At 53.8% G+C, this 12502-nt stretch carries 11 protein-coding genes; all 11 read left to right on the top strand.

The window, feature by feature from the left end; translation table 11 throughout:
* Position 1: 1 nt before the first annotated feature.
* The 11 genes from IPG22_03085 (at position 2) to sufB (ending at position 12499) form a co-directional block, all read left to right on the top strand.
* Positions 2-922 (top strand): ABC transporter permease, encoded by a 921-nt coding sequence (locus IPG22_03085; protein MBK6587291.1) that lies wholly within the window; start codon positions 2-4, stop codon positions 920-922.
* A gap of 99 nt (positions 923-1021) precedes the next feature.
* Positions 1022-1879, top strand: coding sequence for a purine-nucleoside phosphorylase (locus IPG22_03080; GenBank protein MBK6587290.1), 858 nt, complete (start codon positions 1022-1024; stop codon positions 1877-1879).
* Entirely contained in the window at positions 1876-2502 is a 627-nt protein-coding gene (gene udk / locus IPG22_03075; protein MBK6587289.1) for a uridine kinase, read from the top strand. The genes IPG22_03080 and udk overlap by 4 nt, the downstream gene beginning before the upstream one ends.
* A gap of 2 nt (positions 2503-2504) precedes the next feature.
* On the top strand, positions 2505-2903 hold the full coding sequence (locus tag IPG22_03070) for a cytidine deaminase (protein MBK6587288.1): 399 nt from the start codon (positions 2505-2507) through the stop codon (positions 2901-2903).
* A gap of 43 nt (positions 2904-2946) precedes the next feature.
* A complete protein-coding gene (locus tag IPG22_03065; GenBank protein MBK6587287.1) occupies positions 2947-4362 on the top strand; it encodes an amidohydrolase in 1416 nt (471 codons plus the stop codon).
* Between the two features lie 146 nt (positions 4363-4508).
* The gene (locus tag IPG22_03060; GenBank protein MBK6587286.1) at positions 4509-5834 is read left to right on the top strand and encodes an energy transducer TonB; all 1326 of its coding nucleotides are present in this window, start codon (positions 4509-4511) and stop codon (positions 5832-5834) included.
* Between the two features lie 485 nt (positions 5835-6319).
* Positions 6320-9454 (top strand): ERAP1-like C-terminal domain-containing protein, encoded by a 3135-nt coding sequence (locus IPG22_03055; protein MBK6587285.1) that lies wholly within the window; start codon positions 6320-6322, stop codon positions 9452-9454.
* Between the two features lie 185 nt (positions 9455-9639).
* The gene (locus IPG22_03050) at positions 9640-10098 is read left to right on the top strand and encodes an FKBP-type peptidyl-prolyl cis-trans isomerase (protein MBK6587284.1); all 459 of its coding nucleotides are present in this window, start codon (positions 9640-9642) and stop codon (positions 10096-10098) included.
* A gap of 234 nt (positions 10099-10332) precedes the next feature.
* On the top strand, positions 10333-10812 hold the full coding sequence (locus IPG22_03045) for an Rrf2 family transcriptional regulator (GenBank protein ID MBK6587283.1): 480 nt from the start codon (positions 10333-10335) through the stop codon (positions 10810-10812).
* 2 nt (positions 10813-10814) lie between these two features.
* A complete protein-coding gene (locus tag IPG22_03040; protein MBK6587282.1) occupies positions 10815-11057 on the top strand; it encodes a hypothetical protein in 243 nt (80 codons plus the stop codon).
* Between the two features lie 2 nt (positions 11058-11059).
* Complete coding sequence (gene sufB, locus IPG22_03035) at positions 11060-12499, top strand: Fe-S cluster assembly protein SufB (protein MBK6587281.1); 1440 nt, start codon at positions 11060-11062, stop codon at positions 12497-12499.
* The last annotated feature ends 3 nt before the right edge of the window (positions 12500-12502 follow it).

Here is a 12502-nt window from a genome sequence, read left to right as displayed (position 1 = left end):
AATGAGCGAGATATTCACAACATCATTTTTACTCATCCTGTTCTTCTCGATGATACGTTCGGCGACACCGCTTATATTTGCGGCACTCGGCGGAATGTTTTCGGAGCGATCGGGTGTGATCAATATCGCGCTCGAAGGGCTGATGCTCGCGGGTGCGTTCACCGCAGCGGTCGTTACCTACGAGATGCAGAATCCTTACATCGGTTTTTTGAGCGGTGTTGCGGTCGGCGGATTTGTGGCTCTGATCTTCGCAGTCGCGGTCATTAAATTCGAAGCGGATCAGGTTGTGACGGGATTTGCGGTTAGTTTGCTGATGCTCGGGCTCCCGGCGGTGATCAGCTCGCGCATCTATGATTCGGCGGGTTCGACGCAGCAGATCGCTAAGGAATTCTTGCTTCCCGACTATTTCAACCGCATTTCGCTCGCATCGCTCCTCGCTTTCGCGTTGGTTCCAGTTTGTTGGTACGTACTTTATAAAACTCCGTTCGGGCTTCGTATAAGGGCCGCAGGCGAAAATCCGGAAGCTGCTGACGCCGCAGGAATAAATGTTCTCGGCCTGCGTTACATCGCCGTTGTTCTTTCTGGTTGCCTGGCCGCAGCGGGCGGTGCCTATCTCTCGATCGGCCAATCATCGCTTTTTACCCGCGGGATGACCGCTGGTCGTGGCTACATCGCTCTCGCCGCACTTATCCTCGCCAAATGGAAGCCGATCCCCGTTCTTTTTGCATGCCTTTTCTTTGGATTCACCGAGGCGCTGTCGATCCAGATGCAGGGCGTCATCAAGATGCCGTCGGGCGAAGACGTTCCCGTACAGTTCATCCAAATGATCCCGTACGTCCTGACGATCATCGTACTCGCCGGGTTTATCGGATTGTCTCGAGCTCCAAAAGCACTCGGAATTCCGTACCGCAAGGAAAACTAATCCAACAAATGATCAGGCTTCAAGAGTCCGGATCGTGCCAATTTTAAAATCACGGTTCGACGGAATACGGGTGGTTTGTGATAACCTGTCAGTCCATTTATGTCATACGAACAGGCCGCCACGGCGGCTGAATTTATTAGATCTAAGTACCCGGGCGAATTGCAGACGGCCATCGTTCTCGGCAGCGGGCTAGGTGCTTTTGCAGACGATCTCCAGGATGTGGTTCGAATTCCGTACGAAGAGATTCCGGGATTTGCTCGTTCAACCGTCGAGGGCCACGCGGGGCAGCTCGTTTTAGGTAAGATCGGCGGGGTCGCGGTTGCGGTTCAGCAAGGCCGGTTTCATTATTACGAAGGCTACGACATGCAGCAGGTGATGGTGCCCGTGCGTGCGTTCGGTCTGCTTGGGATCAAGAATGTGATACTCACAAACGCTGCCGGAAGCCTGAATTCTGACATGCTTCCGGGGAGCCTGATGCTGATCGCCGATCATCTCAACTGCCTAGGCGTTAATCCGCTGCGTGGACCGAACGATAAGAGATTCGGCCCGCGATTTCCGGATATGACGGAAGTTTACGACCGCGAATTCCGTGCGATCGCTCTCGAAGAAGCGGCCGCGATATCGCACGAGCGTTTTGAAAAAGGAGTCGACGAAAAGCCGATAGATTTTCTCAACGCCGGCGTCTATTGTGCGCTTTCAGGCCCGACCTACGAAACGCCGGCTGAGATACATATGTACCGCCAACTCGGCGCCGACGCCGTCGGAATGTCGACTGTCCCGGAAGCGATCGCCGCAAAACACATGGGACTTCGCGTCCTTGGCATTTCCTGCATCACCAACCTCGCCGCCGGCATGAGCAGCGATCCGATAAACCACGAAGAGGTTATGGAAACCGGTGCAAAAGTGGCCGAAGTATTCAAGGAATTGTTGAGCAGGATTATTTTGAGGATTAAATGATCATAGGAATTTGCGGCGGAACTGGTTCGGGTAAGACGACGATAGCGCGTGCGATCGTTGGAGCGGTTGGCGCGGAAAAGGTGGTGCTGGTCGAGCAGGATTCGTACTATCGGAATCTTGCCGACATGCCGCTTGACGAGCGCCATCAGGCGAACTTTGACCATCCGGATTCGATCGATAGCGACATGCTGGTCAATCATCTGCGGCGGCTCAAGCAGAATTTGACGGTCGAGATGCCGTTGTATGATTTCAAATCGCATACTCGCAGCGATAAGATCGAATTGATCGAGCCAAAGCCGGTTGTGATCGTCGAAGGCATTCTGATATTCGCCGAGCCGCGCGTTCTCGATCTGCTTGATGTGAGAGTTTACGTCGATACGCCCGACGATGTCAGGTTTATTCGGCGGCTTCAGCGAGATATCGCGGAACGCGGACGGACGACCGAGTCGGTCATAGCACAATATTACCGCTCGGTACGGCCGATGCATATCGAATTTGTCGAGCCGTCGAAGCGCCACGCCGACATCATCATTCCCGAAGGCGGCCAGCAGGACATCGGCATCACATTCCTCTGCAGCCTGGTGCGCGAGAAGCTCGCTGATCAAACCGCAGCGGCAAAATGACAATGCAAGACAAAGAACAAAAACTGATCGACGCGGCCACAATGGCAAGGGAAAGGGCATACGCGCCATATTCGAATTTTCAGGTCGGAGCCGCGGTCGAATCTGAGAATGGCGACATTTACATCGGCTGCAATGTCGAATCGGCCAGCTACGGCCTGACCGTCTGCGCCGAACGCGTCGCCATCTGGAAAGGCATCTCCTGCGGTGAAAAACGCTTCGCTCAGATTGCCGTCGTCGTCGACACCGAAGACCTCACCCCACCCTGCGGAGTCTGCCGCCAGATCATCTGGGAATTCTGCGGAGATGTGCCTGTCATCTTGTCGAATCTAGCTGGAAAAACCGAGAAGATAATGATGAGCGAGCTCCTGCCGAGAGCGTTCGATTCTAAGTTTTTAAAGTAGCTGGTATTTTGCAAATTCTTACGAATTTGTAGTAACCTCAGCTATGGATAAGCTGAAAGTTTTCTTCTCGATTCTCCTTCTCATTTCGATACCAATTTCCGGTTTGGCGGTTACCGCTTCTGAAAAGTCGCGGGCGGTTGTCGTTGATATTTTGATCGTGGGCGGCACGATCGTTAAGATGAACGCCGAGCGTGAGGTTATTGAGAACGGGGCGATCGCGATCACGAACGGCAAGATCGATCTCATCGGTACTCGGCGGATCGTCGAGCAAAATACGCGGCCTAAACGCATTATCGATGCGACCGGCAAAGTCATCATTCCAGGCCTGATCAATACCCACACACATGCCGCGATGTCGCTGTTTCGTGGAATCTCGGACGACCTCGATCTCAACGACTGGCTCACCAAATTCATCTTTCCGGCTGAGGCTAAGAACGTGAACGAGCAGTTCGTGCGTGCAGGAACGCGGCTCGGATTGGCTGAGATGATCCGCGGCGGTACGACCACTTACTGCGACATGTATTATTTCGAAGATGCCGTCGCGGATGAGACGAAAAAGGCGGGCGTTCGCGGAGTCTTGGGCGAGACGATCATCAAATTTCCGGTTTCCGACAACAAAACTCCCGAGGCGGCTCTCGCGTATTCCGAGGCTTTCATCAAAAAGTGGAAAAACGACCCGCTGATCGTTCCGGCGGCTGCTCCGCATGCCCCCTACACGTTGGAAACGGCGACCTTAAAGGCGATCAAAGAACAGTCCGATCGACTGGATTCCGCGGTGGTGATCCATGTTGCCGAAACAAAAAAAGAACGCGACGACATCCTCGCTCAATACGGTAAAACTCCGGCTGCGTATCTCGACAGCATCGGGTTTCTTTCTAACCGGACGATCGCGGCTCATAACGTTTGGATGACGAACGAGGAGCTTGATATTTACAAACAACGCGGCGTCGGAGCGGCGCATTGCCCGCAGTCGAATATGAAACTCGCGTCCGGCGTCGCACCGGTTCCGGCGATGCTTGCAAAGGACATCGCCGTCGGCATCGGTACTGACGGAGCGGCGTCGAACAACGATCTCAACATGTGGGAAGAGATGGATACCGCCGCAAAACTCCATAAATTGACGTCGAACGATCCAAAAACCCTTCCGGCCGAACAGGCTTTCGAAATGGCAACCATCCGCGGTGCCCGGGCTTTGCATCTTGACAAGATCACCGGCTCGCTTGAGGTCGGAAAGCGGGCCGATCTCGTTATTCTTGATATGGATAGCCTCAATCAGACGCCGTATTACAACATCTATTCCTCTCTCGTTTATTCCACCAAAGCCGACGATGTTCGCACCGTAATTATAAACGGCCGTATCGTCATGCTCGACCGGCGTTTGCTCACGCTTAACGAACGTGCTATAAAAATAGACGCAAACGCATACCGCAAAAAAATCATCGATAGCTTAAGACAATGATTTTGCGGGCCCCACAAAAGGCTCGAAGCTATGGATTTTTTGGCTTTTGCGTATTTATTTGTTTCAGGTCGTTATGGTGAGCCCTCCCAGGGTGAGTTCGCTTGGCCTTTTACGGAAAATTTAAGTCGGAAACAGGAGGACTATAAATGCCGTTAAATGTCAGGAGGTTTGGCACTTCCGTTCTAGGGTTATTGCTCTTTTCAGCACCGTTTCTCGTCGCGCAGACCGCTCCGGTCCCGCCGGCCACGACACCGCAAATGGGCCCGCCCACGTCGGGGGACATAATGCGTGATCGCATCTCCAAGTCGAAGGCCTTCATCGCCGTTCGCAATTACAACGCTGCAATTTACGAGCTTGAGAACATCCGTAAGGAATCCGCCGATCCGTCGGTACAGAGCGTTGTCAACGTTCTGCTCATGAACAGCTATCTAGAACAAGGCGATTACAAACGTGCTCAGGATCTACTTGGCGAATTCTACGCTGCTCAGAAAACGTCCAAGGCGAATGCGTCGACCAACTATATGGCGGTCGCCGGCCAGATTATCAAAGGTGCCCGCAGCCGCGTCGAACGCTATCGTGCCCTCGGCCTGAGCGTTTCTGACCGCACGCTGCCGCTTGAGGCTTTGACGGATCTCGAAAAGATGCGTGAAACGCTCGAGCTCGTCATCACTCAATCCAAAGAGATCGGCGCTGATAAAGCTAAATCGGCCGACGCGATGGCGATGCTTGAGGAAGCGAGCAATTCCCGCAGCATGCTCGCCCGCGACGATTACGACTCACGCCGCTGGAAGGACGAAGTCGCCGACACGCGTGAGAAAATGGCAGTTTCGCGAAGCGTTGTCATGAGCGCGGTCAATGATCCCGCGGCTGACGCGGCTTTGCTCGCGGCCAACAACAAACCTGCGGAAACCAAGCCTCCGGTCATGCAGCCCGTGACGAGTCAGCAAGTTCCGCAACCAGTTCTCCAGCCGGTCGTAAGCACTCCGTCGCCGAGCCCGACCCGCGAACGCGAGGTTAAGATCGTCGGGAGCACACCGGCAGAAACTACAACCGCTCAGATCGAAAAGCCAGTTTACGTTCCAAACACCAACCCTCCGCCAGTAGCTCCGAAAGAAGGGCCGAAACAAGCAGAGCCTAAACAGGAAGAGACTAAACCTGTCGAAACCCCAAAGGCTGACTCTCCGAAAGACGGTTCGCCGATGGCGGTCGGTTCGTTGGTTCCGTATGCAACGATGCAGACCAAACCCGTTTATCCGCCCGCAGCAAAGGTCGTCAGAGCTGCTGGTGTCGTGACGGTTGAGGTCATGATCGACGAATCCGGTATGGTCGCCGAGGTTCAGAAAACCAGCGGCCCGATGATGCTCCAGGCAGCGGCGAAAGACGCGATCCGCAAATGGAAATTCAAACCCTTCGTCCGCGACGGTCAGCCGGTCAGGGCGACGGGGTTCGTGAACTTTAGTTTTGCTTTATAACCCTAAGTATTTCAACGAATAGTTAGTATTGTGCAAACCGCCTCCAGCCCAAGCTGGAGGTTTTTTCGTTGTACTTTCGAGGACATAGAGGAATGAGGCCATCGTCTCACTTCGGCGGACAAAGTGAGACGGCTTAACCTGTTGTGTTTGAATCAGTTACGGGGAAATATCGTCTCATTTGGGAAAATTCATGATGGTTAAGTGAGACGGCCCGGTTTTTCGGATCGAAGCCGACGGGGAAGTGCAAATTATCAAAGACCGATGATGTGAAACAATGTATCATAAATAAAACGCATTGTCAAGTCTTTTTTTGAACTCGACCGCAGTTTTTTTCCCGTTCCGTGCTGTTCCGTGTGTTCCGTGGTGAAGATCTTAGGAATTAACCACGGAACGCACGGAATAACACGGAAAAAGAGCGGGGAACGAACCTGCCTTGATACAACTAATTTCCCACTAAAACGCACTTACCGTTTAAGATGTACGTGATGATATTCAAACTCCTTGTGATGATCTGTGTTTTGGCGGCGGCGGGTTTTGCGCAGATGCCGGCGGTTGAGCCGGGCGTTTCGCTGGAGCTGGCGAAATGGCGGGCTGCCCGGTATTCGGATGTGCGGTACAAGCTGGATCTGACGCTTGAGAAGATGTCGCCGGTTTTGAAGGGGACGATCGAGATCCGTGTGAGAGTGGAGGAGAAGAGGAGTGGGGGAGAAGGGGAGAATGCGTCGCCGGGAACGCAGGCCCCTTCGCCTGCAAACGCCGGTTCCTCCGGCGTGGCGAACGTGCCTATCATTCTAGATTGGCGCAGCATTCGTGGCAGCGAAAGACTTTCTACAATCTCGAACGTTACGATTAACGGAACCATCGCTGTACCAAAGGGCGCGAGGTTCGAAGAAGAAAAGGCCGGCGTTGAGATTCTTGGCCCGCGGTATCAGGAGTCGAATGAGCATTTGGTCTTCAATGATCATGTTGTCATTGGTGAGAACGTCATCAAGCTTGATTTCACCTCGCCGATCCTGACGAGCGGGTCGGCGATCACGCGGTACGTGGATAAAGAGGACGGGGCGGAATATATCTATTCGCTCTTCGTCCCCAGCGACGCCAGCACGGCGTTTCCGGTGTTTGACCAGCCGGATCTGAAGGCGAGGTTTTCCGTGACGGCACTGACTTCCTCCGGATGGAGATTCGTGACCAACACTCTTGCGTCGAGCGATCCCTATTTTGATATACCAGGCGATCCCGAGCGTCCAAATGCGGCCGCAGTGAAATTTGAGGCTCCTTCGACCAAACCGATCAGCACCTACGTCTTCGCATTCGCGGCCGGGCCGTGGGAACGCGTGTCGGTACCACCTGCGGTAGCGGGTGGGGTCTCGGCGCCGCGACTCAAAGCCCCACCCGCTACCGCAGGTGGTACTGACTCGGACGCCGTTCCGGCTCCCTCGATCTACGTACGCAAATCCCAGGTCGCAAAGTTCAGGCCCCACGCTGCCGAGGTCTTTCGGCTTAACCGTGAGGGCATCAAGTTTCTCGAGTCCTATTTCGACTACAAATTCCCGTTCCCGAAGTACGACATTGTGCTAATACCGGAGTTTCCGTTTGGCGGGATGGAGCATGCGGGGGCGACTTTCTTGCGGGAATCGTCGGTCATCTTTCCGCAGGAGCCGACTAAGAACGACTATATTTCGCGGGCCAACCTTATCTTTCACGAAGCGGCGCATCAGTGGTTTGGGGACACGGTGACGATGAAATGGTTCGACGACCTGTGGCTAAAGGAAGGCTTTGCCGAGTTCATGGCGTACAAGACGCTCGAAAAGGTGATGCCCGAATACAACGCCTGGAAGGTCTTCTACGAACGCAACAAACAGGCCGCCTACCTCACCGACTCCACCAAAGGCACCACACCCATCTACCAGGAGATCGCCAATCTGAATTCCGCCAAAAGCGCCTACGGCAACATCGTCTATCGCAAAGCCCCGTCGTTTTTGAGACAGGCAGAGTTTTACCTCGGACCGGACAAGTTTCAAACGGCGGTGCGTGCGTTTTTGAAGAAGCACGAGTACGCGAATGCGGGTTGGGAAGATCTGGTGAAGGAGTTTGAGGCGGCGAGCCGAACGGATCTCAAGGCGTGGGCAAATGTTTGGGTTACAAAACCTGGAATGCCAGTGATTTCAAAAAAATCGGTGAAAGGTTGGGATGAAATGCACGGATGTTGCTTCTACTCGTTTTATCAAATTAACGCGCAGGACACTGGTACAACCTGGCGTGAAAAGACAAAGTTTCTGCAAATTGTCGTCAATTCTCAAACCAATGAAGAACAAACGCGATTTACTTATGGCTTAGAGTCAATTGGACCAATGACTGGAATCTTGACAGCCGATGATCAATCAAAAGCTCCGTTTTTTGGCGAGTCAACTAAGGGATGGGGCGGTAAGGGCAAATCCCCGTTTTTCGGCTTGCCGCCCGACGGCACTTACTTTGTTTATATTCCAAACTACCAAGACTACGGCTACGGCATCTTCCTCCTCGACGACAAAAGCCGCGATTATGTCCTGAAAAATATCCAGAACGAAAAGGACGATTTTCTCCGCACAATGATGTGGGGCTGCCTCTGGGACAGCGTCCGCGAGGGCGAGCTTGACCCGAAGGAATACGTTGAGCTGGTCGTCAAAAACCTAAAACTAGAACCCGACGAAAGCACCATCCAAACCCTCCTCGGTCGCGTATCGACGGCGATGCGGTACTATATCGACGCCAAGGGAGAACCACCTGCGTCAGCGGGTGGTCAGGGCCGGAATGACGACCGCCGTACCCAAAACAAATCGACCCGACCACCCGCTAACGCAGGTGGTTCTCCCTTAGAGATCCGCGTCGAAAACCTCCTCATCGACCGCATGCAAAACGCCTCAACCCCGGGGCAGAAGATCACGTACTACCGCTCATTCCTAAACATCGCATCGAGCGAAAATGCACGGCGGATAATGAAGGAGATACTTAAAAAGTCGGCGGCCCCGGGCGGCTCTAAGGGCGAACCACCTGCGTCAGCGGGTGGTCAGGCCGCGAGCGTGAGACCGGCTGCAGGGAAACCAGGCTCCGGACCACCCGCTAACGCAGGTGGTTCTGCCTTTTCGACCAAAGACCGCTTCGATATCGTCTCACGGCTCATCATCCTCGGCGATCCGGAAGCTCCGAAGCTGCTCGCTGAGCTCGAAAAGTCCGAAACCTCAGACGAAGCCAAACGATACGCCTACGCCGCGAAGGCCGGTTTTGCGACGGCTGAGAACAAGGCGAAGTTCTGGAACGATTTCGTAAACAACAAAGACATCTCAGAAAGGTGGATCGAGGCGGCATTTGGGAATTTTAACAACGTCCGCCATAGCGAAATCACACTGCCGTACCTCGAACGTGCTCTCGCCGAGCTGCCCAACCTGAAACGAAATCGCAAGATATTCTTCGTCAACGGCTGGCTCGGAGCCTTCATCGGCGGGCAGAAGAGCGAACAGGCTTTGGCGATCGTGAATAAATTTCTGGCGGATAATCCTGGTTTAGACAAGGACCTGCGGCTCAAGATCCTAGAGAATGTCGACTTGATCGAGCGAGCGGTGAAGATCAGAGCACGGTACTGAGTGGCGGAGCTGACTGGACCGCAAGCGTCCCGCTTGCCTGTGTATGGGTAAATTTCGTGAGGCGCTAACTTATTCACGCCCGAGGAACCGGCGTTGGCAAGCGGGACGCTTGCGGTCCAGTCGCCTTACGGCATCGTCGTCGAATATGCTACTCTTTTCCCGTTCGATCTACCCAACCAAACAATATGAGCCGACGAATATTTCTGATAGTTGCTATCGTTTTTGCCTTTGCTTTTGTGACGCACGCACAGACGCGGCCGCGGAAGATGCCGCCGGCTCCGGCGAAACCGGCTGCTAACGGTTTGATCAAGACGGCCTCAGGTTTGTCGTACATCATCACCAAACGCGGAAAAGGCCGTCAGGCGAAGGCGGGTGACATTGTGGTCGTTAATTACACCGGAACGCTGATGAACGGGAAGAAGTTTGACAGCTCGTACGACAGCGGCCGGGCGATAACGTTCCCGCTCGGCAAGGGCCGCGTGATCAAGGGCTGGGACGAAGGCATCGCCAAAATGCACACCGGCGATCAGGCAATTTTCATCATCCCGCCCAAGATCGGCTACGGCGAAAAAGGCAACGGCCCGATCCCGCCGAACGCATCGATGATATTTATCGTGGAATTGATGGATATAAATCCGAAGTAAAAGCCCGGACCGCAGGCGGCTCGCCTGCAACGCCGGTGCCTCCGGCGTGATCCGGTTGTTATTTTTCAACTTGAATTATCACCACGTTCGTCAGCGTCCCGAAGCGGAACGCTTGCAGGCGAGCCGCCTGCGTTCCAGTCAAAAACGGATTATTGCAATCTTGACAAAAAAATAATGTTTTGCGATTATATGGGCATTAGAACGATTATCAAATCAATTGTCTGAGCGTGGTTTATGAAAATTTCGGCACAAGAGGAATACGGACTTCGATGCCTGGTCCAACTGGCGAATTTGCCTGATGGCGAGAGCCTGACGCTGCCGCAGATCGCGGAGCTTGAGGGCATTTCGACGGCGAATGCCGGCAAGCTGATGTGGCTGCTGAACAAGGCGGATTTTGTTCACTCGACGCGGGGAACGAAGGGCGGCTATTGTCTTGCGCGTCCAGCTGAGGAGATCAGGCTGAACGAGATCATCAAGGTGCTCGACGCCGACGTCGTCGACAAGCACTGCGAGAGCTACACCGGCGTGCTCGACACTTGCGTGCATAAAGGCGATTGCGGCATTCGACCCGTTATTGTTGGGCTTCACGAGATCGTAGAGAATGCATTGTCCCGCATCACATTGGCTCAGCTGGTCGGCAACGAGAGCAAGGTCGATGCGATGTTCCATTCGATCCAAGGCATACATCGAACGCTGGAAGCCCAGAGAATTTGAAAATGAAGACGGCGATAGAGAACAGCGATCTGGAAATGACCAGGGTCACGATCACTTTGCCGAAAGGATGCAAGCGGGACGCTTTGAGCGTGAACGCGTTGGACACGAAAACGCGAGAACTCGCGTACCAGACGCTGATCACGGTGGATGGGAAGATACTCCCGTGCAGTGGATTTAAGGTGAAGGATGGAGCCTTGCATTTGGAAGTGCAGCAGGGTTTTTTTGAGATCGCCGGGGCGGAATAAATATGTCGACAGCAGCAGAATTACTTACAAATCGGGAATACAAATACGGCTTTGTCACGGATATCGAGACCGAGACGATCGCTCGCGGCCTGTCGGAAGACACCGTGCGGCTCATCTCGTCAAAAAAGAACGAGCCCGAATGGATGCTCGATTTTCGGCTGAAGGCGTACCGGAAATGGCTTACGATGGAGCAGCCGGACAACTGGGCGAATTTTGACTACCCGGCGATCGATTTTCAGAATATCTCGTACTATTCGGCCCCGAAGCAAAAGCCTTCGAAAGCGAGTCTGGACGAGGTCGACCCGGAATTGCTGCGGACGTTCGAAAAACTCGGCATCCCGATAACCGAGCAGAAAATGCTTGCGAACGTGGCGGTCGATGCGGTGTTTGATTCGGTGTCGGTCGCGACAACTTACAAGAAAAAGCTGCTTGAGGCCGGCGTGATCTTTTGTTCGTTTACCGAGGCCGTCGAGCTTTATCCGGACAAGATCCAGAAATATCTGGGCTCGGTCGTTCCCGTCGGCGACAATTATTACGCGGCTCTGAACTCGGCGGTTTTCTCCGACGGTTCGTTCGTCTTTATCCCAAAAGGCGTCCGCTGCCCGATGGAGCTTTCGACATATTTCCGCATCAATACGCAGGAAGCGGGGCAGTTCGAACGTACGCTGATCGTGGCTGAAGAAGGCGGCTATGTGGCGTATAACGAGGGCTGCACGGCACCGCAGTTTGATACCAATCAGCTCCACGCGGCGGTCGTCGAGCTGGTCGCTTTGGACGACGCCGAGATCAAATACTCGACCGTTCAGAACTGGTACGCCGGTGACGAGAACGGCAAGGGCGGTATTTATAACTTTGTGACAAAGCGCGGTGCTTGTCGCGGTGTGAGATCGAAAATTTCTTGGACACAGGTTGAGACCGGCAGTGCCATCACCTGGAAATATCCGAGCGTTATCTTGCAGGGCGATAATTCGATCGGTGAATTCTACTCCGTGGCCTTAACCAACAACGCCCAGATCGCCGACACGGGCACCAAGATGATCCACCTTGGCAAGAACACAAAATCAACGATCATCTCAAAAGGCATCTCAGCCGGAAAATCGAACAACAGCTATCGCGGCCTCGTCAAGATAATGCCGAAAGCCGAAGGTGCGAGAAATTACACCCAATGCGATTCGATGCTCATCGGCGGCAAGTCCGAGGCGAACACGTTCCCGTACATCGAGGTAATGAACAACACCGCCCGAGTCGAACACGAAGCGACGACGAGCAAGATCAGCGAAGACCAGTTGTTTTACTTGCAGCAACGTGGAATCCCGCAGGAAGATGCTGTTTCGCTCATCATCAACGGGTTTTGCAAGGAAGTTTTCCGTGAGTTGCCGATGGAATATGCGGTCGAGGCGACGAAGTTGTTGGGATTGAAGCTTGAGGGAAGCGTAGGGTAAGTA

The organism is Acidobacteriota bacterium (assembly GCA_016703965.1).
Classification (GTDB): domain Bacteria; phylum Acidobacteriota; class Blastocatellia; order Pyrinomonadales; family Pyrinomonadaceae; genus OLB17.
The sequence above is the reverse complement of the archived record's forward strand: the minus strand, read 5'-3'. Positions and strand labels throughout refer to the sequence as shown.